Origin of the sequence: Pseudomonas anatoliensis (genome assembly GCF_017976235.1) — a bacterium.
Classification (GTDB): Bacteria; Pseudomonadota; Gammaproteobacteria; order Pseudomonadales; family Pseudomonadaceae; genus Aquipseudomonas; species Aquipseudomonas anatoliensis.
Genome location: NZ_JACVHC010000003.1, coordinates 1 through 23,144 on the forward strand (window position 1 = coordinate 1; position 23,144 = coordinate 23,144).

23 protein-coding genes are annotated in these 23,144 nt (G+C 58.3%); 10 read left to right on the top strand and 13 right to left on the bottom strand.

What is annotated here, in order from left to right; genetic code table 11:
• Positions 1-278: 278 nt before the first annotated feature.
• On the bottom strand, positions 279-1,478 hold the full coding sequence (gene tyrS / locus ICA16_RS09430) for a tyrosine--tRNA ligase (protein ID WP_210700463.1): 1,200 nt from the start codon (positions 1,476-1,478) through the stop codon (positions 279-281).
• Between the two features lie 212 nt (positions 1,479-1,690).
• Here tyrS and ICA16_RS09435 point away from each other — a divergent pair, with 212 nt between their 5' ends.
• Complete coding sequence (locus tag ICA16_RS09435; protein WP_150617717.1) at positions 1,691-3,115, top strand: peptidoglycan DD-metalloendopeptidase family protein; 1,425 nt, start codon at positions 1,691-1,693, stop codon at positions 3,113-3,115.
• Positions 3,116-3,118: 3 nt separating this feature from the next.
• Positions 3,119-4,210, top strand: a complete 1,092-nt coding sequence (locus ICA16_RS09440) for an anhydro-N-acetylmuramic acid kinase (RefSeq protein WP_210700464.1) — start codon at positions 3,119-3,121, stop codon at positions 4,208-4,210.
• Between the two features lie 75 nt (positions 4,211-4,285).
• Here the strand turns inward: ICA16_RS09440 and erpA are convergent, their stop codons facing one another.
• Both erpA and argC read right to left on the bottom strand, forming a co-directional pair.
• Complete coding sequence (gene erpA, locus ICA16_RS09445) at positions 4,286-4,636, bottom strand: iron-sulfur cluster insertion protein ErpA (RefSeq protein ID WP_042561358.1); 351 nt, start codon at positions 4,634-4,636, stop codon at positions 4,286-4,288.
• A gap of 168 nt (positions 4,637-4,804) precedes the next feature.
• On the bottom strand, positions 4,805-5,839 hold the full coding sequence (argC, locus tag ICA16_RS09450; protein ID WP_210700465.1) for an N-acetyl-gamma-glutamyl-phosphate reductase: 1,035 nt from the start codon (positions 5,837-5,839) through the stop codon (positions 4,805-4,807).
• Positions 5,840-5,974: 135 nt separating this feature from the next.
• Between argC and hemJ the strand changes: the two genes are divergently transcribed.
• From hemJ to coq7, 6 genes are all read left to right on the top strand, one after another.
• Positions 5,975-6,403 (top strand): protoporphyrinogen oxidase HemJ, encoded by a 429-nt coding sequence (gene hemJ, locus ICA16_RS09455; protein ID WP_150601813.1) that lies wholly within the window; start codon positions 5,975-5,977, stop codon positions 6,401-6,403.
• A 33-nt stretch (positions 6,404-6,436) separates the two neighbouring features.
• Positions 6,437-7,405: an NAD(P)H-dependent flavin oxidoreductase gene (locus tag ICA16_RS09460; protein ID WP_210700466.1), complete on the top strand. Its 969-nt coding sequence runs from the start codon at positions 6,437-6,439 to the stop codon at positions 7,403-7,405.
• 79 nt (positions 7,406-7,484) lie between these two features.
• Positions 7,485-8,435, top strand: a complete 951-nt coding sequence (locus ICA16_RS09465; RefSeq protein WP_210553558.1) for a DUF805 domain-containing protein — start codon at positions 7,485-7,487, stop codon at positions 8,433-8,435.
• Positions 8,436-8,496: 61 nt separating this feature from the next.
• Positions 8,497-9,285: an SDR family NAD(P)-dependent oxidoreductase gene (locus tag ICA16_RS09470; RefSeq protein WP_210553557.1), complete on the top strand. Its 789-nt coding sequence runs from the start codon at positions 8,497-8,499 to the stop codon at positions 9,283-9,285.
• An 80-nt stretch (positions 9,286-9,365) separates the two neighbouring features.
• Entirely contained in the window at positions 9,366-9,704 is a 339-nt protein-coding gene (locus ICA16_RS09475; RefSeq protein ID WP_122594836.1) for a histidine triad nucleotide-binding protein, read from the top strand.
• Between the two features lie 149 nt (positions 9,705-9,853).
• Positions 9,854-10,501 (top strand): 2-polyprenyl-3-methyl-6-methoxy-1,4-benzoquinone monooxygenase, encoded by a 648-nt coding sequence (coq7, locus tag ICA16_RS09480; RefSeq protein WP_047303750.1) that lies wholly within the window; start codon positions 9,854-9,856, stop codon positions 10,499-10,501.
• A 111-nt stretch (positions 10,502-10,612) separates the two neighbouring features.
• Here coq7 and speD read toward each other — a convergent pair whose 3' ends face one another.
• Both speD and ICA16_RS09490 read right to left on the bottom strand, forming a co-directional pair.
• Entirely contained in the window at positions 10,613-11,407 is a 795-nt protein-coding gene (speD, locus tag ICA16_RS09485; RefSeq protein WP_210700467.1) for an adenosylmethionine decarboxylase, read from the bottom strand.
• 237 nt (positions 11,408-11,644) lie between these two features.
• The gene (locus ICA16_RS09490; RefSeq protein ID WP_003228794.1) at positions 11,645-12,067 is read right to left on the bottom strand and encodes an OsmC family protein; all 423 of its coding nucleotides are present in this window, start codon (positions 12,065-12,067) and stop codon (positions 11,645-11,647) included.
• A 236-nt stretch (positions 12,068-12,303) separates the two neighbouring features.
• Between ICA16_RS09490 and crp the strand changes: the two genes are divergently transcribed.
• Positions 12,304-12,948: a cAMP-activated global transcriptional regulator CRP gene (gene crp / locus ICA16_RS09495; RefSeq protein ID WP_150601818.1), complete on the top strand. Its 645-nt coding sequence runs from the start codon at positions 12,304-12,306 to the stop codon at positions 12,946-12,948.
• Between the two features lie 9 nt (positions 12,949-12,957).
• Here crp and ICA16_RS09500 read toward each other — a convergent pair whose 3' ends face one another.
• The 4 genes from ICA16_RS09500 to ICA16_RS09515 form a co-directional block, all read right to left on the bottom strand.
• Positions 12,958-13,656, bottom strand: a complete 699-nt coding sequence (locus ICA16_RS09500) for a lipoate--protein ligase family protein (RefSeq protein WP_414704737.1) — start codon at positions 13,654-13,656, stop codon at positions 12,958-12,960.
• 136 nt (positions 13,657-13,792) lie between these two features.
• Complete coding sequence (gene trpC, locus ICA16_RS09505) at positions 13,793-14,629, bottom strand: indole-3-glycerol phosphate synthase TrpC (protein WP_210700469.1); 837 nt, start codon at positions 14,627-14,629, stop codon at positions 13,793-13,795.
• Complete coding sequence (gene trpD / locus ICA16_RS09510) at positions 14,626-15,675, bottom strand: anthranilate phosphoribosyltransferase (protein ID WP_150601821.1); 1,050 nt, start codon at positions 15,673-15,675, stop codon at positions 14,626-14,628. Before trpD ends, trpC begins: the two co-directional genes overlap by 4 nt.
• Before the next feature lie 9 nt (positions 15,676-15,684).
• The gene (locus tag ICA16_RS09515) at positions 15,685-16,278 is read right to left on the bottom strand and encodes an aminodeoxychorismate/anthranilate synthase component II (protein WP_150593733.1); all 594 of its coding nucleotides are present in this window, start codon (positions 16,276-16,278) and stop codon (positions 15,685-15,687) included.
• 408 nt (positions 16,279-16,686) lie between these two features.
• Here ICA16_RS09515 and estP point away from each other — a divergent pair, with 408 nt between their 5' ends.
• A complete protein-coding gene (gene estP, locus ICA16_RS09520; RefSeq protein WP_210700470.1) occupies positions 16,687-18,597 on the top strand; it encodes an esterase EstP in 1,911 nt (636 codons plus the stop codon).
• A 172-nt stretch (positions 18,598-18,769) separates the two neighbouring features.
• Here estP and trpE read toward each other — a convergent pair whose 3' ends face one another.
• The 4 genes from trpE to ICA16_RS09540 all read right to left on the bottom strand — a co-directional run bounded on the left by trpE (position 18,770) and on the right by ICA16_RS09540 (position 23,074).
• Entirely contained in the window at positions 18,770-20,251 is a 1,482-nt protein-coding gene (gene trpE / locus ICA16_RS09525; RefSeq protein WP_150601823.1) for an anthranilate synthase component I, read from the bottom strand.
• Between the two features lie 70 nt (positions 20,252-20,321).
• Positions 20,322-21,140, bottom strand: coding sequence for a phosphoglycolate phosphatase (locus ICA16_RS09530; protein ID WP_210700471.1), 819 nt, complete (start codon positions 21,138-21,140; stop codon positions 20,322-20,324).
• Positions 21,137-21,811: a ribulose-phosphate 3-epimerase gene (gene rpe / locus ICA16_RS09535; RefSeq protein WP_150601825.1), complete on the bottom strand. Its 675-nt coding sequence runs from the start codon at positions 21,809-21,811 to the stop codon at positions 21,137-21,139. The genes ICA16_RS09530 and rpe overlap by 4 nt, the downstream gene beginning before the upstream one ends.
• A gap of 114 nt (positions 21,812-21,925) precedes the next feature.
• Positions 21,926-23,074: an iron-containing alcohol dehydrogenase gene (locus ICA16_RS09540; protein WP_210700472.1), complete on the bottom strand. Its 1,149-nt coding sequence runs from the start codon at positions 23,072-23,074 to the stop codon at positions 21,926-21,928.
• Positions 23,075-23,144 lie beyond the last annotated feature (70 nt).

A 23,144-nucleotide genomic window follows, 5' to 3' on the forward strand; every position in this document is an offset into this window, starting at 1 on the left:
TGCGCTTCCGATCTCTCGTTAGCGGGAGGCGAATTCTACAGCGTTACTCGCTGTTGTCAACACCTCTTTTTCTCCGCTTTCGACCGAGAAGATCGAACCGTTAAAAGAGCCAAACATCACCGCTCTTCCAACTCCTTCCAGGCTTCGATGAACTGAAGCGCCCCGCTCTCGAAACCTACTTAACTCATTGAATCTCAAGGAGTTTTCCGTTTCGGCTGCGCCGGAAGTGGGGCGAATTATAGACGTCTGGAATCTGCCGTCAACCGCTATTTTCGATTTTATTCAGATTTCAGCGTGATACGTGCAAAAGCCTTCTTGCCAGCCTGGCAAACGTGGGTCGCACCCACTACATATATAAAGGAGCGATCAACGACCTCACCATCTATGCGTACACCGCCGGACGCCAGAAGATCACGCGCCGCCGCCGAGTTCTTCACCAGACCAGCCTTATTAAGGACGGCGGCAATCGGCATATCTTCAGCAGAAGCCAGCTCGATCTCCGGCAGATCATCCGGGAGATCGCCATCCTTCATACGATTACCCGCCGCGCGGTGAGCGTTCGCTGCAGCCTCTTCGCCATGGAAGCGCGCAACGATCTCTTCAGCCAGCTTGATTTTCACATCACGCGGATTGACGCCTGCTTCTACATCAGCACGCAACGCATTGATCTCGTCCATCGAGCGGAAGCTGAGCAATTCGAAGTAACGCCACATCAACGCATCCGGAATCGATACGAGCTTGCTGTACATGACGCCCGGCGCTTCCTGAATACCGACGTAGTTACCCAGTGACTTGGACATCTTCTTCACGCCATCGAGGCCTTCGAGCAGAGGCATCGTCAGAATGCACTGAGCTTCCTGACCATAACCACGCTGCAGCTCACGCCCCATCAGCAAGTTGAACTTCTGATCGGTACCGCCCAACTCGACGTCCGCACGCAGAGCGACCGAGTCATACCCCTGAACCAGCGGATAGAGAAACTCGTGAATAGCGATTGGCTGGTTGGTGGTGTAACGCTTGTCGAAGTCATCGCGCTCAAGCATGCGCGCGACGGTGTACTGCGAAGTCAGACGAATGAAGTCCGCCGGCCCCATCTGATCCATCCAGGTGGAGTTGAAAGCAACTTCGGTTTTCGCCGGATCGAGAATTTTGAACACCTGAGTTTTATAAGTCTCGGCGTTTTCCAGGACCTGCTCACGGGTCAACGGCGGACGAGTGGCGCTCTTGCCGCTCGGATCACCGATCATCCCGGTGAAGTCCCCTATAAGGAAGATCACCTGATGCCCCAGCTCCTGGAACTGACGCAGCTTATTAATAAGCACGGTATGACCCAAGTGCAGATCCGGAGCGGTTGGATCAAAACCAGCCTTGATACGCAGCGGTTGGCCGCGCTTGAGCTTCTCGATCAGCTCGGACTCGACCAACAGTTCTTCCGCACCACGTTTTATCAGCGCTAGCTGCTCTTCAACCGACTTCATAACAGACCCGCAAGGCTCAGATTCAAAGGGAACCAACCATACAAGATCGCGCACCAATTACAAGTTTTGCCCGGCGCACGGACACCAATCCACAGACGCGATGTCTGTAGACTTGCTTCAGAGATGATTTGGTTATATTTTATACAGTTATTTCATCTTCATCATGTCATTCATCTTTTCCAATTCATCACTTTTCAAAGTCAAAATTACCTATGACCACCGAACCGTCTAAAGCGCCGCCGCTTTACCCGAAGACCCACCTGCTCGCTGCAAGTGGAATCGCCGCCCTTCTCAGCCTGGCGCTCCTGGTATTTCCCTCCAGTGATGTAGAAGCCAAAAAGACAACCCTGAGCCTTGAACTGGAAAGTCCTGCTGAACAACTGACACAAGATCAAGACGCTGCAGACGCCGCTCAAGCCACAAATGAGCCTGTAGCCTCGCCGTTCGCCCAAATCGAAAACAGTGAAGAAAACACACCACAAACCGCTGAAGCCGCGCCCGCCCCGGCTCCGATCGCTGAAAAACCACAAGCCCCTGGCCATCGAGAAGTAGTTGTCGCAAAAGGCGATACGCTATCGACCCTGTTCGAAAAGGTCGGTTTGCCTGCAACCGCTGTGCATGACGTTCTGGCCAGCGACAAACAAGCCAAACAGTTCAGCCAGCTCAAGCGCGGCCAGAAACTCGAGTTCGAACTCAATCCTGAAGGTCAACTGACAAGCCTGCACAGCAAAGTCAACGACGTTGAAACCATCACCCTGACCAAGAATGACAAGGGCTTCACCTTCAACCGAATTACTACAAAACCTACCGTTCGCACCGCCTACGCTCACGGTGTAATCAACAGTTCGCTATCGCAATCCGCCGCTCGCGCCGGGCTTTCCCATAGCCTGACCATGGATATGGCCAGTGTCTTCGGCTACGACGTTGACTTCGCTCAGGACATTCGCCAGGGCGATGAATTCGATGTGATCTACGAACAGAAAGTGGTCAACGGTAAAGCTGTCGGCACCGGCCCCATCCTGTCAGCACGCTTCACCAACCGCGGCAAGACTTACACCGCTGTGCGTTACACCAACAAACAGGGTAATAGCAGCTACTACACTGCCGATGGCAACAGCATGCGCAAGGCGTTCATCCGCACTCCGGTGGACTTCGCCCGCATCAGTTCCAAGTTCTCCATGGGCCGCAAGCACCCAATCCTTAACAAGATCCGCGCCCACAAAGGCGTCGACTACGCAGCCCCGCGCGGCACGCCGATCAAGGCTGCCGGTGACGGCAAAGTGCTGCTGGCCGGCCGCCGCGGTGGCTACGGCAACACTGTAATCATTCAACACGGCAATACTTACCGTACGCTTTACGGCCACATGCAAGGCTTCGCCAAAGGTGTGAAGACCGGCGGCAGCGTCAAGCAGGGCCAAGTGATCGGCTATATCGGCACGACCGGCCTGTCGACCGGCCCGCACTTGCACTATGAGTTCCAGGTCAATGGCGTTCACGTCGACCCACTGGGCCAGAAGCTGCCAATGGCCGATCCAATCGCCAAAGCCGAACGCGCCCGTTTCCTGGCGCAGAGCCAGCCACTGATGGCGCGCATGAACCAAGAGAAGGCCACCATGCTGGCTTCGAGCAAGCGTTAAGCCATGCCTCTCTATATTGGTGTGATGTCCGGAACCAGTCTCGACGGGCTGGACATCGCCCTGATCGAGCAAACCTCGGCGATCAAACTGATCGCCACGCACTACATTCCCATGCCTGAATCCCTGCGCGCCGAGCTGCTTGGCTTGTGCGCAAGCGGCCCCGACGAGATCGCTCGCTCGGCGATTGCCCAGCAAAAATGGGTAAGGCTCGCGGCACAGGGCATCCATGCCCTCCTCGGCCAGCAACAACTCAAACCTGAAGCTATCCGTGCGATCGGCAGCCATGGCCAGACTATTCGCCACGAGCCAGCGCGCGGTTTCACCGTACAGATTGGTAACCCTGCCCTGCTGACAGAGCTGACGGGTATCACGGTGGTCAGTGACTTCCGCAGCCGCGATGTCGCTGCCGGCGGTCAAGGCGCGCCTCTGGTGCCAGCCTTCCATGAAGCTTTGTTCGAAGAGCGTACCGGTAATCAGGCTGTCTTGAATGTCGGCGGTTTCAGCAATCTGAGTCTGATTGAGCCGACCAAGCCTGTAGCCGGTTTCGACTGCGGGCCTGGGAATGTGCTGATGGACGCCTGGATTCAGCAGCAGCGTGGCGAAAATTACGACCGTAACGGCGATTGGGCAGCCTCCGGATCTGTTGAGCCAACCCTATTGAAAGCATTGCTCAGCGATCCGTTCTTCGTGACCAAAGGCCCGAAAAGTACTGGCCGGGAAGTGTTCAACCTGCCCTGGCTGGAACAACACCTTGCAAGCCTGCAGGCGTACCCAGCTGAAAACGTACAGGCAACGTTACTCGAACTGACTGCGCTGACCATTATTGAGTCGCTGAAAAGCGCTCAATCGGATACCCGCGAACTGCTGGTCTGCGGTGGCGGCGCACACAACGCGACACTGATGAATCGTCTTGCCGAGTTGCTGCCAAACGCGAAAGTCGCCAGCACCGCCACTCATGGCGTAGATCCTGACTGGGTAGAAGCCATGGCTTTCGCCTGGCTGGCTCATTGCTGCCTCGAAGGCATTGCCACCAACCGCCCGAGCGTCACCGGCGCCAAAGGCCTGCGTGTACTTGGTGCCATCTACCCAAACTGAGCAAAACGTCGGCAATAAAAAACGCCGCAGAACCGTAAGGCTCTGCGGCGTTTTATCGTGTGCAGCGAAGTACGATCAGATCGAAAACGACGAGCCGCAACCACACGTCGTGGAAGCATTCGGGTTCTTGATCACGAAGCGAGAACCTTCCAGACCTTCCTGGTAGTCCACCTCCGCACCGGCCAAGTACTGGAAGCTCATCGGATCAACCACCAGACTTACGCCTTCGCGCTCGACAATGGTGTCGTCCTCGGCAACATCTTCATCGAAGGTGAAACCGTATTGAAACCCTGAACAACCGCCGCCCGTAACGAATACGCGCAGCTTCAAGCGATCATTCCCCTCTTCATCGACCAGGCTCTTCACCTTGTGCGCAGCACCTTGGGTGAATTGCAAAGCCGTGGGGGTGAAGGATTCGACGCTCATGCTGACTATCTCCCGGCGTTACGCCGCCATAATGCGTGATGACGCGCATTATCCGCTTGTCCGAGAAAATCGGTCAACTATTGTTACGGTATATCAATAAAGCCGACGAGCTGTTCAGAATGCAAAAAGGCCCGTTCAACGGGCCTTTTTGCTGTGCGACTTAAAGTGTTACGGCAGCATACCGGCGTGAGACAAGCCGAAACGCTCATCCAGCCCGAACAGGATGTTCATGTTCTGTACCGCCTGCCCCGAGGCGCCTTTGACCAGATTGTCGATCACCGACAACACCACCACCAGATCGCCATCCTGTGGACGGTGAACCGCGATGCGGCAGACGTTGGCGCCACGCACGCTGCGGGTCTCCGGATGGCTGCCAGCCGGCATGACATCGACGAACGGTTCGTTGGCATAACGCTTTTCAAACAGCGCCTGCAGATCAACCGAGCGATCAACCACTGTCGCGTAAAGCGTGGAGTGAATCCCACGGATCATCGGAGTCAGGTGAGGCACGAAGGTCAGACCAACATCCTTGCCCACCGCACGACGCAAACCCTGGCGAATTTCCGGCAGATGACGGTGACCTTTCACCGCATAAGCCTTCATGCTTTCCGACGTCTCGGAGTACAACGAGCCTACAGCCGCGCCGCGACCGGCACCGCTGACACCGGATTTGCAGTCGGCAATCAAACGCGAGGTGTCGGCCAGACCTGCTTCAAGCAGCGGCAGAAAACCCAATTGCGTAGCCGTCGGATAGCACCCTGGCACTGCGATCAAACGGGCTTTCCTGATTTGCTCACGATTGACTTCCGGCAGACCGTAGACCGCCTCATCCAGCAACTCTGGTGCGCCGTGCGGCTGACCGTACCACTTGGCCCATTCCTCAGCGTCTTGCAGACGGAAGTCTGCCGACAGATCGATGACCTTCGTACCTGCCGCCAGCAGCTCACCCGCCAGAGCGTGAGCGACACCGTGCGGCGTGGCGAAGAACACCACGTCGCAAGCGCCGAGGGTTTTGATGTCCGGCACGCTGAAGGCCAAGCCGTCGTAATGACCGCGCAGGTTCGGGTACATATCAGCCACGGCCAGACCGGCCTCGGATCGGGAAGTGATGACTGCCACTTCTGCCTGCGGATGCTGTGCCAACAGACGCAGCAGTTCGACACCGGTGTAACCCGTGCCGCCGACGATACCGACCTTGACCATAAACCTGCCCTCAACGAACCCACTGGAAAGCCGTCGATAATAGGGGCCGCGCGCGCCTGCGACAACCGTCAAGGTGACGTGCGGACGCTCAAGCCTCTACTATCCAGGCTACCGTGAACCTGGGAATAACTAAAAATGCTCTATCTGTGGATCAAAGCGTTTCATATCGTCAGCCTCGTGTGCTGGTTTGCCGGGCTGTTCTACCTGCCGCGGCTGTTCGTTTATCACGCACAGAGTGAAGACACGATCAGCAAAGAACGCTTCAGCGTCATGGAGCGCAAGCTCTATCGCGGCATCATGGGCCCGGCGATGATCGCCACGCTGATCTTCGGTGGCTGGCTGATCTACCTCAACCCGAGCATTTTCAGCATGGGCGGCTGGATTCACGCCAAGCTGACCCTTGTCGTCTTGCTGATCGGCTACCACCACATGTGCGGCGCGCAGGTAAAACGTTTTGCCCGTGGCGAGAACACCCGCAGCCATGTCTTTTATCGCTGGTTCAATGAAGTGCCGGTTCTGATATTGCTGGCTATCGTAATTCTGGTGGTGGTCAAGCCGTTCTAACTTCAACCAGTACAAATCTTTGGGGTGTTCCTAATGTCGCTGCCCGTTCTGCTCGAACAACGTCTGCGCTTGCCTGTAGTGGTGGCGCCGATGTTCCTGATTTCCAACCCGGAACTGGTACTGGCCTGCTGCCGTAATGGCGTGGTCGGCAGCTTCCCGGCGCTGAACCAGCGCGAAAGCAGCGGGTTCAAAGCCTGGCTGGAGCAGATCGAGGCGGGCCTGGCGACACTGGACAATCCGGCGCCGTATGCGGTGAACCTGATCGTTCACAACAGCAACCCGCGCTTGCAGGCGGACCTGGCTATTTGCGTCGAACATAAAGTGCCGATCGTCATCACCAGCCTCGGCGCGGTGAAAGATTTAGTCGACGCGGTGCACAGTTATGGAGGCTTGGTCTTCCATGATGTAACCACTCGCCGCCATGCCGAGAAAGCCGCCGAGGCTGGCGTCGATGGTTTGATTGCCGTCGCAGCCGGCGCCGGGGGCCATGCAGGTACGTGGAGTCCATTTGCGCTGATCGCCGAGATCCGTCAGTTCTTCGACAAAACGCTATTGCTTGCAGGATGTTTGAACCATGGCCATGAGATTCTGGCCGCTCAATTGCTCGGTGCGGATTTGGCCTACTTCGGTACGCGATTTATCGGCACCACCGAAAGTCATGCGCCTGACGCCTACAAGGAGATGCTGCTGACAGCCAAAGCAGCCGACATCATTCATACTCCAGCGGTGTCGGGGGTGCCGGCCAGCTTCATGCGCCAAAGCCTCGAGGCTGCGGGTTTCGACCTGGCGGCGCTGCAAGGCAAAGGCGAAGTCAATTTCGGTGACAAGCTCAAGCCGATCAGCGATGAAGCCAAAGCCTGGAAGACTGTCTGGTCTGCCGGTCAGGGTGTCGGGCAGATTGATGATCTGCCCAGCGTGGATCAGTTGATCACCCGCCTCGACACTGAATACCGGCAGGCTCAGGAACGTGCCGCGCAGTTGCCGCAACGCTGGCCGCGCTAAGAAAAAATCAGGCCAGTCGCTAGCGGACTGGCTTTACACTGACGACCTTTCAATCTATCGCGACAAGGATGCCTCGGCCATGAGCGACCCCCGTTACAAGATCGTTTTCGATGGAGCTCTACAGCCCGGTGTCGATATCACCACCGCCAAGCTTAATCTCGCAGATCTATTCAAAAGCGAAGTGGCCAGCATTGAGCGGCTGTTCAACGGCAGCACCGTGGCACTCAAGCGCGATCTGTCTCACAGCGAAGCGCAGACCTATCTGCAAGCATTGAACAAAACCGGGATCGACGCCCGGATCGAAGCCGAAACAGCCATCGAGCTGAACCTCTCGGACGTACGCGAACAATCCGCTGCCGTGGCAGAGCCCATTTCGCCTTATGCGCCACCGCGGGCCAGCGTCGGTGAAACCTTCGCAGGGTTTGCACCGCTCAAACCGCTTGGTGTGGAAGGCCGGATCGGTCGTTTGCGCTTCTTGGCCTGGACGATGGTCGTGACATTGGTAAGCCTGCCGATCATCAGCATTTTCGCGCTGATTGCCGTGGGACTGGTCAGCACAGAATCCACCAGCGGACTGATCATCGGCGGCATCGTCGCGCTCTTTCTGGGTTTGGCGCTTATCGTCATCAGCATTTTCTTCACCGTGCAACGCCTGCACGATATCGGTTGGTCCGGCTGGCTGTGGTTGCTGACCCTGGTCCCATTCGTGGGCAGCATCTTTCCTTTTGTACTCATGGTCGTGCCGGGCAATACCGGTGCCAACCGATACGGGCCACCACCTCCGCCCAACAACACAGCAGTCAAGGTTTTGAGTGCACTGTGGATCGTCTTTATCGGGTTGTTTTTCTTGGGCGGGATACTCGGCGGGATTTCGGCCATCCAGCAGGAATACGAAACCAGCCTCGAAAGCAGCTACGACAGCGGCTCGATGACCACCGATGAAGTTGAAGTAGAGGTCGAACCGGCAGCGAATTCCAGCGACGAAGCAGCCGAAGCGGCGCAGGCCCCTGTAGACTCTGCGGAAGAATGAACAGCGCTCCCCGCCGTGACACCCGCGTCGCTGGCGCGGAGCTGTTGCGATGGAGAACTGCATGACCCGTTACGCTCTGATCACTGGCGCCTCCAGCGGCATCGGCCTGGCCATGGCCGAAGCGCTGGCCCGGCGCGGCCGCAGCCTGATTCTGGTGGCACGACAGCGTGATCAGCTGGAAAGTATTGCAATCGAACTGACCCAGCGCTTCGGCGTCGAGGTCCTGTTCCGTGCCTGCGATCTGGGCGAACCGCTGCGCCTGTCCGGCTTCTTGCTGGAGCTGGAAGAAGGTGACCGGCAAATCGACCTGTTGGTGAACTGCGCCGGCATCGGTACTTGCGGCCCTTTCCTGGCTCAGGACTGGATGACCGAGCAGGACCTGATCGAAGTAAACATCCTCGCCCTCACCCGCCTGTGCCATGCGATTGGCAACAGCATGGCGCTGCAGGGTGGCGGACAGATTCTCAACGTTGCCTCCGTGGCGGCGTTCAATCCTGGCCCGTGGATGAGCACCTATTACGCCAGCAAGGCTTATGTGCTGCACTTCTCCGAAGCATTGCGAGTTGAGCTCAAGCAAAGCGCGGTGAAAGTTTCGGTGCTCTGCCCAGGCCCGACCCGCACGGCTTTTTTCAGCACTGCGCAGTTGAACAGTGACAAACTCAAAGACAGCAAAATGCTGATGAGCCCCGAAGAAGTCGCGCTCTATACCGTTCGCGCGCTGGAGAAAAATCGCGCGATCATCATTCCGGGTCGGCGCAACCGCTGGGTCGCGTTTTTACCGCGACTGGGTTCGCGCTGGCTGAACCGCACCATCGTCGGCATGGTCAACAAGGCCTACTGCCCGCGCTGATCTGTCCTACGGCAAAACACTGGGCGGGTTCAGTCCCCATGAGTACACTCAGACCAGCCCAAACAACGGAGAAAACAGCAGTGGATACTCTGTTCACCAAGATCATCAACCGGGAAATCCCGGCCAACATCATCTACGAGGACGACCAGGTTCTGGCCTTCCACGATATCGCCCCTCAGGCACCGGTGCATTTTCTGGTGATCCCAAAAAAACCGGTGCGCACCCTCAATGACCTGACCGAAGACGACAAGGCACTGGCCGGGCATATCCTGTTTACCGCGCAACGTCTGGCACTGGAACTGGGCTGTGAAGAGGGTTTCCGGGTCGTCATGAACTGCAATGAAAAGGGTGGGCAGACCGTCTACCACATTCATATGCACGTACTCGGACAACGCCAGATGAACTGGCCGCCGGGCTGATCCAGCGCGACCTGTGTAGGAGCTGCCGAAGGCTCGGGCCGCTCCTACATGAAGCGTCATCAAGCATGAACAGCCACAAATGACCCAGCGCAAACCTTCTCCGGCCGATTCGGTTAAACTGGCCGCCGAGATTCTTCCCGGAGGTCAGCATGACTACCCAACGTCACTACTCGCCGATTGACCGTCTTCTGCTGCAAGCCGATGCCGCGATGCGTACCTTGCTGCCCTTCAGCGGCCAGCCGTACCGTCCATCACCGGCGATTCTGCAGCCGGAAACCCAGATGAGCGACGAAGACACCCGCCACGTCGCCGGGCTGATGCGCATCAACCACACCGGCGAAGTCTGTGCCCAGGCGCTGTATCAGGGACAGGCGCTGACCGCCAAGCTGCCACAAGTGCGCAAGGCCATGGAGCACGCAGCCGAAGAAGAGATTGACCATCTGGTCTGGTGCGAACAGCGTATTCACCAGTTGGGCAGTCATACCAGCGTGCTCAATCCGCTGTTCTATGGCATGTCGTTCGGGATTGGCGCTGTGGCCGGTCTGATCAGCGACAAGGTCAGCCTCGGGTTTGTTGCGGCGACCGAGCATCAGGTATGCAAGCACTTGAACGAGCACCTGGAGCAACTGCCAGTCGAGGACGAAAAGTCCCGGGCGATCCTTGAACAGATGCGCATTGATGAAGAGCATCATGCCGAGAGTGCGCTGGACGCGGGTGGTTTCCGGTTTCCGGCGCCGGTGAAGTTCGGGATGAGTCTGTTGGCCAAGGTGATGACCAAGAGTACTTATCGGATCTAAAGTTTGCATCGTCAGACAGGGACTTATCGCTGGCAAGCCAGCTCCCACAGGGTCCTGTAGCGAAACAAAAAAAAGGCGACCGAAAGGTCGCCTTTTTTGTGCCTGAAACTCTTACGTCGGCATGTTGCGCGCGTAGAAGATTTCCAGCATCTCGTGTTTCACACGATCAGTCACCTGGGCACGTTGCTCAGACGACAGATTGCTGGTGGCGTCGCCGAACAGGTAGTTGTCCAGTTCGAAGTTCTTCAGCAGCATTTTGGTGTGGAACAGGTTTTCCTGGTACACGTTCACGTCGGTCATCTGATACGCGTCGCGAGTGTCTTGGGAAAGGTAGTTCTGGATCGAATTGATCTCGTGGTCGATGAAGTGCTTGTTGCCCTCAACGTCACGGGTGAAGCCGCGCACACGGTAATCCACGGTCACGATGTCCGAATCGAACTGGTGAATGAGGAAATTGAGCGCTTTAAGCGGTGAAATGACACCACAGGTCGACACATCGATGTCTACACGGAAAGTCGCAATACCGGCGTCCGGATGGATTTCCGGATAGGTATGCACCGTGATGTGACTCTTGTCGAGGTGGGCCAGGATAATTTCGGGCAACGGACCTGGCGATTCTTCGATCTGGCTTTCAGTCGGGGTCACCGGCTCTTCCGAGATCAGAATTGTGACACTGGCACCCTGAGGCTCATAGTTCTGACTCGCAATGTTCAGAATGTTGGCACCAATGATTTCTACAACTTCCGTGAGGATCTGCGTCAGACGTTCGGCGTTGTACTCTTGATTGATGTACTCGACGTACGCCTGCTGGTCTTGCGGGGTTTCCGCGTAGCAGATGTCATAGATGTTGAAGCTCAAGGTCTTTGTCAGGTTATTGAACCCGTGGAGCTTGAGTTTGCTTTTCACCGTTAAAAACTCTCTATGTATGCGGCACAGCCGCGTGATCAAGCATGCCCGTCAAATGCGAACAACGCACCTGCGTAGGACCGTTAACACCTCTTCGCTATGGCGATTTTGGTTATCTGTTCAGGCGGATGACCTGTCGGCTGACCGGTCACTGCCCTGAAAAAAGTGGCGCATTATGCAGACGTCAGTGGGGGATCGCCAGAGTCTGCACTGCCTTTATGATAGTTGAATGTCGCTTCAACCGAGTTCGACGATTTCGTAATCGTGGGTGATCGCCACGCCAGCCGCGCCAAGCATGATCGAAGCCGAGCAATACTTCTCGGCAGACAGTTCGATGGCGCGTTTGACCTGGGCTTCTTTTAGCCCACGGCCCTTGACCACAAAGTGCATGTGGATCTTGGTGAACACCTTCGGGTCTTCGGTCGCACGCTCGGCTTCGAGGAAGGCTTCACAGCTTTCAACGGCCTGGCGGGACTTCTTCAGAATGCTGACCACGTCGAAGTTGCTGCAACCGCCGACACCCAGCAGGAGCATTTCCATCGGGCGGACACCCAGATTACGACCACCGGCGTCCGGCGGACCGTCCATGACCACGACATGACCGCTACCGGATTCGCCGAGGAACATGGCTTCGCCAGCCCATTGGATGCGTGCCTTCATCGCCCAGACTCCACTGTAAAAAAAGGGTCGCCAGCTTAGCACAGGGGATTGCCCTGACAGCGAGCAGCATTCCTAGGACGAATGCTCCAACTGTGTAGGTAATTTCTCGAATTTGCGACGAAGTGTCTGGTAAGCTGGCGCCAATTCGCTGGCGCCCATGCCAGCTGTGTAGCGACCGCCTTCAGCGCCTCATAAAAAAATCAAACATCACCGTGCAGTCTTTTCGGGATACAACCATGGTTGCTATTACCCCCACACCCAAAATCAAGAACCTCGACAAGCTGCTGATGCATTGTCAGCGTCGTCGTCATGCAGCCAAGAGCAACATCATCTGCGCCGGCGACCGTTCGGATACGTTGTACTTCATCATCAAGGGTTCGGTGACGATCCTGATCGAAGACGACGACGGTCGCGAGATGATCATCGCTTACCTCAACGCCGGGGACTTCTTCGGTGAATTGGGCCTGTTCGAACAGGCTGGCCAGGAACAGCAACGCAGCGCCTGGGTGCGGGCCAAGGTCGAATGCGAAGTTGCGGAAATCAGTTACGTGAAATTCCGTGAATTGTCGCAGCAGGATCCAGACATTCTTTACGTGCTCAGCGGACAAATCGCACAACGCTTGCGCAACACCACGCGCAAGGTCGGCGATCTGGCGTTCTTCGACGTGACCGGTCGTGTCGCCCGTTGCCTGCTGGAACTGTGCAAACAGCCGGACGCGATGACCCATCCCGACGGCATGCAGATCAAGGTGACGCGTCAGGAAATCGGGCGAATTGTCGGCTGCTCGCGAGAGATGGTCGGTCGCGTGCTCAAGGATCTTGAGGAACGCAACCTGGTCGACGTGAAAGGCAAGACCATGGTGGTCTTCGGTACGCGGTAAGCTCGAAACTCAGGCGCTGTACATCTGCGCCAGCATCAATCGAAACAGCTCATCAAGACGCGCCAATGCCTGTGGCGCGTTGAATTTTTCATGCAGGGCAATGTGGCTTTGCGCGCGTACCCGATGCTCGAGGCCACAAGCTTCGTTGAAGCGATTGACCGCCGCCACCATCGATTCGCGCTCGTCATCCATCAACATCGCACCGTGCACCAGACCCACCGGACGCTGCCCCCCCTGACTCTGACGCCAGCGTTGGGCGGTGCCGACCATTTTGCGGCCGTCGAGATTGACGTTGAAGCGACCGTCGCAGAACGCCCCGTCAATTTCACCCAGTGACGACGTACCGCCCAACTCATCCAGCAACTGACAAATCGGATCGCAAAGACGCCGGTAGCCCGTTTCGATGCGATTCAGATCGCCTTCGCTGCGCGGTGGTGCGTAGACCAGCGCGATGTTGATGGTCGAGGCTGATTGCGGAACAGGTTCACCGCCCGTTTCGCGAAGGAGCACTGGCCAGCCGGCGGCGGCGGAAACTTCGCAGGCGTGATCGAAACCGGGTAGACGATTGAGGCGGCGAGGCATGACCAGGGCGCGGTCATTGGGCTGCCAGAATAGAAGGCCGAACTCTGAGTCGCCGGCACAGACTGAGGCGAGCAAGTCTTGTTCGGCCTGGAGGCCCGCTTCGATGGGGAGGGAGGTTGGAGTCATCAAGTTATCCGCCAGACAGTTCAATCTGTAGAGTTTCTAATGACGCCATCGCGAGCAGGCTCACTCCTACAGGGGAACGCATTCCAAGTGTAGGAGTGAGCCTGCTCGCGATGCCGTCAACTCGGTCTAACGGTAGTCAGACGAGGGTCGAACCGCTGATTGCGACACCGCGCTCTGGGAAGAACAGACGCTGCAATTCAGTGCCCGGGCTTTCCGCACGCATAAATGCCTCGCCCACCAGGAACGCATACACGTCGCTGATTTCCATCAACTCGACATCGGCACGATTGAGGATGCCGCTCTCGGTGATCACCAGACGATCGCGCGGAATACGCGGCAACAGATCGAGGGTGGTTTCCAGGCTGACGTCGAAGGTATGCAGGTTGCGGTTGTTGACGCCGACCAGTGGCGTGTCGAGTGTTTTCAACGCGCGCTCCAGTTCATCACCGTCGTGCACTTCCACCAGCACATCGAGACCGACGCCTTTGGCCACCGCAGCCAGTTCGGCCATTTTCACATCGTCCAGCGCGGAGACGATCAGCAGCACACAGTCGGCGCCCAGCGCACGGGCTTCGACGATCTGGTACGGATCGATCATGAAGTCCTTGCGGATCACCGGCAACTTGCACGCGGCGCGCGCCTGTTGCAGATAAGCGTCGGCGCCTTGGAAGTAATCGATGTCGGTCAGCACAGAAAGACAGGTCGCCCCGCCCTTCTCGTAGCTTTTGGCGATGTCGGCCGGAACGAAGTTCTCACGGATCACGCCTTTGCTCGGCGAAGCCTTCTTGATTTCGGCAATGACCGCTGGTTGTTTCTTCTTGGCCTGCGCCAGCAATGCCTGGGCAAAACCGCGTGGTGCATCGGCCGCCTTGGCCAGACTTTCCAGCTCGCTCAGGCTCACGCGGGCGCTACGCTCGGCGACTTCCTGAACTTTGCGGGCCAGAATGTTTTCCAGAACCGTCGGTACACTCATCCTTCATTCTCCACTCTGAATACCGCGGTAAAGGCACCCAGCTCCTCGAGTTTCTCCCGAGCGAGGCCGGTATGCAGGGCGTCGTGCGCAAGCTCCACGCCCTGTTTCAAACTGCTGGCGACGTCGGCGGCGTAGAGCGCTGCACCGGCGTTGAGCACAATCATTTCAGCGGCTTTCTGGCCGTTTTCGGTTTTGCGCTTGCCCAGTGCATCGCGGATCAGCGCCAGCGACGCTTCCGGGCCGTCGACCGACAAGCCGTGCAGGCTCTGGCTCTTCATGCCCAGATCTTCCGGCTCGACCCAGTATTCGGTGATTTCGTTGTTTTTCAGCTCGGCGACATAAGTCGGCGCGGCGAGACTGAACTCGTCCAGACCGTCCTTTGAATGCACCACCAGCACATGTTTACTGCCCAGACGCTGCAAGACTTCGGCCAGAGGCCGGCACAAGGCCTGAGTGAACACGCCCACCACCTGATGTTTCACACCGGCCGGATTCGTAAGCGGGCCGAGCATGTTGAACAGCGTACGCAGGCCGAGATCGCGGCGCGGGCCGGCGGCGTACTTCATGGCTTTGTGATGGGTCTGGGCAAACATGAAACCGATGCCGACGTTGTCGATGCAACGGGCGACTTGAACCGGCGTCAGGTTGAGATAGATGCCGGCCGCTTCAAGCAAATCGGCGCTGCCGCTCTTGCCCGATACCGCGCGATTACCGTGCTTGGCTACGGTGCAACCGGCAGCGGCAACCACAAAGGAAGAAGCAGTGGATACGTTGAAAATGTTGGCGCCGTCACCACCGGTGCCAACCACGTCGACCACGCCGTCGAGTGTTTTCAGTTCGACTTGATCGGCCAGCTCACGCATGACCGACACGGCGCCAACGATTTCGTCGATGCTCTCGCTCTTCATGCGCATGGCCATCATGAACGCGCCGATCTGTGCGTCGCTGCATTGGCCGGTCATGATTTCGCGCATCACATCGCGCATTTCATCGGTGCTGAGGTCGAGGTGCTCGACGATACGGCTCAGGGCTGTCTTGATATTCATGGGAAGTCCTTAGCGCGTGCCGCCGGTTTGTTTGAGGAAGTTGGCAAACAGTTCATGGCCCTGTTCAGTCAGGATCGACTCGGGGTGAAACTGTACGCCCTCAATGTTCAGGGTCTTGTGACGCAGGCCCATGATTTCGTCGACTGAACCGTCATCGTGTTGCGTCCACGCGGTCAGTTCCAGGCAATCGGGCAAAGTATCGTGCTTGACGATCAGGGAGTGGTAGCGGGTGACTGTCAGCGGATGATTCAGACCGGCGAAAACGCCCTTGTCCTCGTGGAATACCGGACTAGTCTTACCGTGCATTACCTGACGGGCGCGCACCACGTCACCGCCGTAGGCCTGGCCGATGGACTGGTGGCCGAGGCAGACGCCAAGAATCGGCAGTTTGCCAGCGAAGTGCTTGATAGCCTCGATGGAAATACCGGCTTCGGTCGGCGTGCAAGGCCCGGGAGACACCACGATGCGCTCAGGGTTGAGCGCTTCGATTTCGGCGATGGTCAATTCGTCGTTGCGCACGACTTTGACTTCGGCACCCAGCTCGCCGAGGTATTGCACAACGTTGTAAGTAAAGGAGTCGTAGTTGTCGATCATCAGCAACATGGCGTTTCGAACCTCTTTGAATTCTGACTTGAAGACAGCCTTCAGATGACTTGCCCGCAGGGCGCTGCACGATGTCGGACGCACAAGAGGCGTCGGCAAAGCGGCAATTCAAACGAGCAAGGAAGGCAAAGCGATACAGATCCGGCCGGGCCGGCAGAAAAGATTCAGGCGCGCCAACGCCAACGGGCGTGTGCCTTGATGACTTGATCCAGAAGTTTGCTGGTGATCAACACGGGGAAGGTCTCGTTCATACGTTCGGGCACAGTAACTTAGCTGGGCGGAGCGTGCAATATGGCCGGGCCTTTGGTGGATAAATCCAGTTGAGGATTCGCGACCGATGGCAGAAGGCCGGAAGTTTTTGGTACTGTCGTTTTGTTCACCTACAACAATAAATAAACGGACTTGCTCATGATCAAACAGACGTTGTTTGTACCGCTGGCCAGCTGCTTGCTCGCACTGGCCTGTGCGCAGGCGAATGCCGCGCCCAATCCTTATTCGAATTTCATTGTTTTCGGCGACAGCCTCAATGACGCCGGCACCTTTAGCGACAGCGGCGGCCCGGACGGCGCCACCCAGCGGTACACCAACCGTACCGGCCCGGTGTATCTGGATGGCAGCGGCGAATTGCGCTCGCTCAATGCGACGCAGATCCTCGGCGGCAAACTGGGGTTCTCGCCGGATCAGACGGCATCTTCATCATCGGCAGTACGCGCCGGCGAAGGCCTGGCCGATGGTAACAACTGGGCGGTAGGCGGTTATCGTACCGACCAGATTCTCGATTCAATCACCACGCAATCCGCCACCGGCGAACGCACCCGCGCCGGTTACCTGCCGTCGAACGGTTTTCGCGCCGATCCGAATGCGTTGTATTACCTCTCGGGGGGCGGCAATGACTTCCTTCAGGGGCGCGTGACCAGTCTGCCACAGGCCAGCGCTGCGGCTGATCGCCTGGCGAGCAGCGCGCAAACCCTGCAACAAGCCGGCGCCCGTTACATCATGGTATGGCTGCTGCCGGACATCGGCTTCACCCCGGCCTTCAATGGCACTCCACTGCAAGCGTTAACGTCCCAGCTCAGCGATCAGTTCAACACCGAACTGGTCAGCCAGTTGCAGCGCGTCAACGCTAACGTGATTCCACTGAACATTCCGGTGCTGCTCAAAGAGTCGTTTGCCAACCCGGGCCAGTTCGGTCTGGCCACCGACCAGAACCTCAGCGCCACCTGCTTCAGCGGTAACGGCTGCACCGAGAATGCCCGGTACGGGATCAACAGTGCGACGCCAGACCCGACCAAGCTGATCTACAACGATGCAGTTCACCCCACCGAAGCCGGCCAGCGCCTGATCGCCGATTACGCTTACTCGCTGCTGGCTGCACCGTGGGAAGCGACCCTGTTGCCAGAGATGGCGCAAGGCACCCTGCGCTCGCATCAGGATGAACTGCGTAACCAGTGGCTGGCGGACTGGCAAAACTGGCAAGGCGTTGGCCAATGGCGCGCGATTGTCGCCGGCGGCGGCCAACATCAGGACTTCGACAGCCAGGACAGCGGTGCCAGCGCCGACGGCAATGGCTACAACTTGAACATCGGTGGCAGCTACCGCCTCAACGACGCCTGGCGCGTTGGCCTGGCGGCCGGTTTCTACAACCAGAAACTCGAAGCAGGCGAGCATGATTCCGACTACAAGCTGAACACCTACATGGGCACCGCTTTCGCCCAGTACCAGCAGAACCGCTGGTGGGGTGACGCGGCCGTGACCGCCGGGCACCTGGATTACGACAGCCTCAAGCGTAAATTCCAGTTGGGTACGAACGAGCGCGGCGAGAAAGGCGACACCGACGGTTATGTTTTGGCCTTCAGCGGACGCGTGGGTTACGACATCGCGCCAGAGGCGAGCAGCCCATGGCACCTGTCACCCTTCGTGAGTGCTGATTTCGCCAAGGTCGAAGTCGATGGCTATTCGGAGGACGGCGCTGACTCCACCGCGCTGACATTCGATGACCAGTCGCGCATCTCCCGGCGTCTCGGTCTGGGGATTCAAGGCAAATACCAGATCACTTCGCAAACCCAGGTGTTCGGCGAATTGGCTCACGAACGTGAGTACAACGATGACGCTCAGGATGTGACGATGAATCTCAACAGCCTGCCGGGCAACCAGTACACCCTGGAAGGCTACACCCCGCAGACCAACCTCAATCGCTTGAACCTGGGCGTGAGCCACAACCTCACCAAAGACCTGGCGCTACGTGCCAGCTACAACGTCCGCAAGGATGATGACTTTACCCAGCAAGGGATCAACGTCGGGGTGGTGCTGGATTTCTAAATCGCAGGCACAAAAAAGCGGCGCCCTCACAGGCGCCGCTTTTTTACTGGGCTACATACGACCAACTGTAGGAGTGAGCCTGCTCGCGATGGCGGATTAACATTCAACAGATTTTGTTGACTGACCCACCGCTATCGCGAGCAGGCTCACTCCTACAGGGTTTTGTGTTGGCTCAGGCGTCCGGGGTTTGTTCAGCCAGGGCCACCGCGCGGAACATCGCGCGGCGCTTGTTCAGGGTTTCTTCCCATTCCAGCGCCGGCACCGAATCGGCGACGATGCCGCCACCGGCCTGCACGTGCAGCTCGCCGTTCTTGATTACGGCGGTGCGAATCGCAATCGCGGTGTCCATGTTGCCGTTCCAGGCGAAGTAACCGACCGCGCCGCCATACACGCCACGCTTGACCGGCTCCAGCTCGTCGATGATTTCCATCGCACGAATCTTCGGCGCACCGGACAAGGTGCCCGCCGGCAGAATCGCTCGCAGTGCGTCCATCGCCGTCAACCCGGCCTTCAACTGACCGGTAACGTTGGACACGATGTGCATCACGTTGGAATAACGCTCGATGACCATTTTTTCGGTGAGTTTCACCGAACCGATTTCCGAGACGCGCCCGGTATCGTTACGACCCAGATCGATCAGCATCAAGTGCTCGGCGATCTCTTTGTCATCCGACAGCAAGTCTTCTTCCAGCGCCAGATCAGCCTCTTCAGTAGCCCCGCGTGGGCGAGTACCGGCAATCGGGCGCACGGTGATCAGGTTGTCTTCGACCCGCACCAGCACTTCCGGCGAACTGCCGACGACATGGAAGTCGCCGAAGTTGAAGAAGTACATGTACGGCGTCGGGTTGAAGCAACGCAGTGCGCGATACAGGTCGATCGGCGCAGCCTTGAAGTCGATCGACATGCGCTGCGACGGCACGACCTGCATGCAGTCACCGGCAAGGATGTATTCCTTGATGGTGTCGACGGCTTTTTCGTAATCGTTCTGGGTGAAACTGGAGCGGAACACCGGGTCGGCCGACTGCTGCTTGCTGAAGTCCAGACCACGACGCGGCGTGATCGGCTGGCGCAGTTGCTCAAGCAATTGCTGCAAACGCGCCTGACCTTGTTCGTAGGCATCCGCCTGCGCTGGGTCAGCCAGCACGATCGCGTGCATCTTGCCGGCAAGGTTGTCGAACACGACGACCGCATCGGAGACCATCAGCAGAATATCCGGCACGCCCAGTGGATCCGGGTTCGGGCATTTGCCCAGACGTTTCTCGACATAACGCACGCAGTCGTAACCGAAATAACCCACCAGACCACCGTTGAAACGCGGCAGACCAGCGATGGTCGGCACGTTGTAACGGGCCTTGAAGGTTTCGACGAAGGCCAGTGGGTCTTCAACGTCGTGGCTTTCAGTCTCGACGCCATCGACGGTGATGCTGACGTGATGGTCATGCACCCGCAGCACGGTGCGGCACGGCAGGCCGATGATCGAGTAACGGCCCCATTTCTCGCCACCCTGCACCGATTCGAGCAGGTAGGAGTTGGGCTGGTCGGCCAGTTTCAGGTAGATCGACAGCGGTGTGTCGAAGTCGGCCAGGGTTTCGCAGGCCAACGGGATGCGGTTGTAGCCGTCAGCGGCCAAGCGCAGGAATTCTTCGCGGATCATAGGGTGCCTCGTGGTGTGAGGTTTTATCAGTCAGGTGTGCAAACGCGCCGGCAGGCCGGCCAGGAACAAGTCAGGCGCGCCAACGCCAACGGGCCAGGGCCTTGATGACTTTCATCCAGAGTTTGCGGGTGACCACCACGATGGCGTTTCCAGAAGGGGGTTGAACAGCGTCGGGCAACGTTATCCCACCGGCCAGATCCAGGCAACCGGGAATTAGCTTGCGCAGATCGTCGATCACCAGCGCCGGGGATTCCTCGGCAATCGGTCGGCCGTGGTTGTAGCCGTAGCTCAGCGCCACACACTTGACCCCCGCCGCTTTCGCCGCCAGTACATCATTGCGCGAGTCGCCCACGAACAGCGACTGCGAGGCCGGGATGTTGGCCATTTTCATGACGAAGAACAGTGCCGCCGGATCAGGCTTCTGCTGCGGCAGGGTATCGCCGCCGATGATCCACTTGAAGTAGCGGCCGATTTTCATCTGATCCAGCAACGGCGCGACGAAACGCTCCGGCTTGTTGGTGATCAAGGCCATGGCCACGCCCTGCTTTTGCAGCCATTTGAGGGTGTCGCGTACGCCCGGATAAACCACGGTCAGTTCATGGCTGGCGCCGTAGGCTTGCATGAAAACTTCCAGCGCGTGCTCGGCCTCGACGTCATCCACCGCCGAATGGTCGATGCCGCCGGCCAGCGCCCGACGCACCAATACCGGCGCGCCGTTGCCTACCCATTCGCGAACCGACTCGATGCCAGCAGGCTGGCGGCCGAGACTGAGCAGCATAGTGTCCACCGCTGCCGCCAGGTCGGGAACCGAGTCGATCAACGTGCCATCCAGATCGAACATCACCAACCGTGGCAGTTTGCCCGGGAACAGCTGCTCAAAACCGCTCATGGGCGAGTCAGCGCCAGTTCGGAGCGCATCTTGTCGATGACTTCCTGATAATTCGGCGCGTTGAAGATCGCCGAGCCAGCGACAAAGGTGTCGGCGCCAGCAGCAGCGATGTCACGGATGTTGTTGACGTTGACGCCGCCGTCGATTTCCAGACGGATATCACGGCCCGACGCATCGATGATCGCCCGCGCTTCGCGCAGTTTGTCGAGGGTGCCGGGAATGAACTTCTGCCCGCCGAAACCCGGGTTGACGCTCATCAGCAAGACCATATCGACTTTGTCGATCACGTACTTGAGCACGTCCAGCGGGGTCGCCGGGTTGAACACCAGACCGGATTTGCAGCCGCCTTCGCGGATCAGTTGCAGCGAGCGATCGACGTGCAGCGTGGCTTCCGGGTGGAAAGTGATGTAAGTCGCGCCGGCCTCGATGAAGTCGCCAACGATGCGATCCACCGGGCTGACCATCAAGTGCGCGTCGATTGGCGCGGTAACGCCGTACTTGCGCAGTGCCGCGCAGACCATCGGGCCGATAGTCAGGTTGGGCACGTAGTGGTTGTCCATGACATCGAAGTGGACGAAGTCGGCGCCAGCGGCCAGGACGTTGTCTACTTCTTCGCCGAGGCGGGCGAAGTCGGCAGAGAGAATCGACGGAGCAATTACGAAGGGCTGCATGACGCACCTTTTCTGAGCTAAATCACGATGGCGCGCATTGTATACCTCAAGTTTCCGCGCGCGCACCGTGACTGCGATGATTGGGTTGTGCCATGACCGCTAGTCGCCGACGGATCAGTACGCCGCGCGGTAGATCTTCTCGATATCCACGGCGCTGAGCTTGCGCGGGTTGTTGCGCATCAGGCGCTCGATGCCTGCGGCTTCCACGGCCATGGCCGGGATCGCGTCTTCCGGCACACCGAAACTGCGCAGCCCCGCGGGAATTTCCACCGCCGCGCACAAATCGGTCATGGCCTGCACGGCTTTGTCCGCTGCTTCAGTGGCGCTCAGATGCGCCGTTTTCACCCCCATGGCTTCAGCAATATCCTGCATCCGCTCGACGCAGGCCATTTTGTTCCAGGTCATGACATACGGCAGCAACAAGGCATTACTGACGCCGTGGGCAATGTTGAAACGCCCGCCCAGCGGATACGCCAGCGCATGCACCGCACCGACCCCGGCATTGCCGAACGCCATGCCGGCCATCAGGCTGGCGGTGGCCATGTCTTCGCGCGCTTGCAGATTGGCGCCGTTGGCGTAGGCCTTGGGCAAGGCGTTGGCGATCAGCTTGATTGCGCCAATGGCGAGGGAGTCGGTAATCGGCGAGGCATTCACCGACAGATAGGATTCGATGGCGTGCACCAGCGCATCGACGCCACTGGCAGCAGTGACACTGCGCGGGCAGGTGAGGGTCATTTGCGGACTGACGAGCGCGACGTCCGGTAATAGATAGTCGCTAACGATGCCCTTCTTCAGCTGCGCGACCTTGTCCGAAAGAATGGCGACGTTGGTCACTTCAGAGCCGGTGCCGGCGGTGGTGGGGATGGCGATCAGGGGCGGGCCTTTACGCGGCACCTGGTCGATGCCGAACAGATCTTCCAGCGCTCCGTGGTAACCGGCATACGCCGCCACACTTTTGGCGATGTCGATGGCACTGCCGCCGCCGAGGCCGATCAAGCCGTCGTGCCCACCTTCGCGGTACACGCGCATGCAATCTTCGACGATGGCGATTTCCGGGTCCGGCAGTACCCGGTCGAAAATCTCGTACTCGCGCCCGCCCAATTGGCACAGCGCCAGCTCGACAGTGCCGGACTTGACCAGCGCGGCGTCGGTGACGATCAGCGGATTGTCGATATCGAGGCGAGTGAGCTCGGCCGCCAGTTGCTCGATGGCTCCGGCGCCGGTGATCAGTTTGTGAGCGATTTTGAACTGGGAAAGACTCATCGTGCGCAGCCTCTTATAGATGTGGGAGCTGGGCACAAGATTAGCTGGGGATTTGGGGTTGTCTGCTATT

What these genes read in the sequence shown, in the direction of transcription:
- tyrS (WP_210700463.1), bottom strand. Translation starts at nt 1,478, where the DNA reads ATGAAGTCGGTTGAAGAGCAGCTAGCGCTGATAAAACGTGGTGCGGAA.
- ICA16_RS09435 (WP_150617717.1), top strand. Translation starts at nt 1,691, where the DNA reads ATGACCACCGAACCGTCTAAAGCGCCGCCGCTTTACCCGAAGACCCAC.
- ICA16_RS09440 (WP_210700464.1), top strand. Translation starts at nt 3,119, where the DNA reads ATGCCTCTCTATATTGGTGTGATGTCCGGAACCAGTCTCGACGGGCTG.
- erpA (WP_042561358.1), bottom strand. Translation starts at nt 4,636, where the DNA reads ATGAGCGTCGAATCCTTCACCCCCACGGCTTTGCAATTCACCCAAGGT.
- argC (WP_210700465.1), bottom strand. Translation starts at nt 5,839, where the DNA reads ATGGTCAAGGTCGGTATCGTCGGCGGCACGGGTTACACCGGTGTCGAA.
- hemJ (WP_150601813.1), top strand. Translation starts at nt 5,975, where the DNA reads ATGCTCTATCTGTGGATCAAAGCGTTTCATATCGTCAGCCTCGTGTGC.
- ICA16_RS09460 (WP_210700466.1), top strand. Translation starts at nt 6,437, where the DNA reads ATGTCGCTGCCCGTTCTGCTCGAACAACGTCTGCGCTTGCCTGTAGTG.
- ICA16_RS09465 (WP_210553558.1), top strand. Translation starts at nt 7,485, where the DNA reads ATGAGCGACCCCCGTTACAAGATCGTTTTCGATGGAGCTCTACAGCCC.
- ICA16_RS09470 (WP_210553557.1), top strand. Translation starts at nt 8,497, where the DNA reads ATGACCCGTTACGCTCTGATCACTGGCGCCTCCAGCGGCATCGGCCTG.
- coq7 (WP_047303750.1), top strand. Translation starts at nt 9,854, where the DNA reads ATGACTACCCAACGTCACTACTCGCCGATTGACCGTCTTCTGCTGCAA.
- ICA16_RS09490 (WP_003228794.1), bottom strand. Translation starts at nt 12,067, where the DNA reads ATGAAGGCACGCATCCAATGGGCTGGCGAAGCCATGTTCCTCGGCGAA.
- crp (WP_150601818.1), top strand. Translation starts at nt 12,304, where the DNA reads ATGGTTGCTATTACCCCCACACCCAAAATCAAGAACCTCGACAAGCTG.
- ICA16_RS09500 (WP_414704737.1), bottom strand. Translation starts at nt 13,656, where the DNA reads ATGACTCCAACCTCCCTCCCCATCGAAGCGGGCCTCCAGGCCGAACAA.
- trpC (WP_210700469.1), bottom strand. Translation starts at nt 14,629, where the DNA reads ATGAGTGTACCGACGGTTCTGGAAAACATTCTGGCCCGCAAAGTTCAG.
- trpD (WP_150601821.1), bottom strand. Translation starts at nt 15,675, where the DNA reads ATGAATATCAAGACAGCCCTGAGCCGTATCGTCGAGCACCTCGACCTC.
- ICA16_RS09515 (WP_150593733.1), bottom strand. Translation starts at nt 16,278, where the DNA reads ATGTTGCTGATGATCGACAACTACGACTCCTTTACTTACAACGTTGTG.
- estP (WP_210700470.1), top strand. Translation starts at nt 16,687, where the DNA reads ATGATCAAACAGACGTTGTTTGTACCGCTGGCCAGCTGCTTGCTCGCA.
- trpE (WP_150601823.1), bottom strand. Translation starts at nt 20,251, where the DNA reads ATGATCCGCGAAGAATTCCTGCGCTTGGCCGCTGACGGCTACAACCGC.
- ICA16_RS09530 (WP_210700471.1), bottom strand. Translation starts at nt 21,140, where the DNA reads ATGAGCGGTTTTGAGCAGCTGTTCCCGGGCAAACTGCCACGGTTGGTG.
- rpe (WP_150601825.1), bottom strand. Translation starts at nt 21,811, where the DNA reads ATGCAGCCCTTCGTAATTGCTCCGTCGATTCTCTCTGCCGACTTCGCC.
- ICA16_RS09540 (WP_210700472.1), bottom strand. Translation starts at nt 23,074, where the DNA reads ATGAGTCTTTCCCAGTTCAAAATCGCTCACAAACTGATCACCGGCGCC.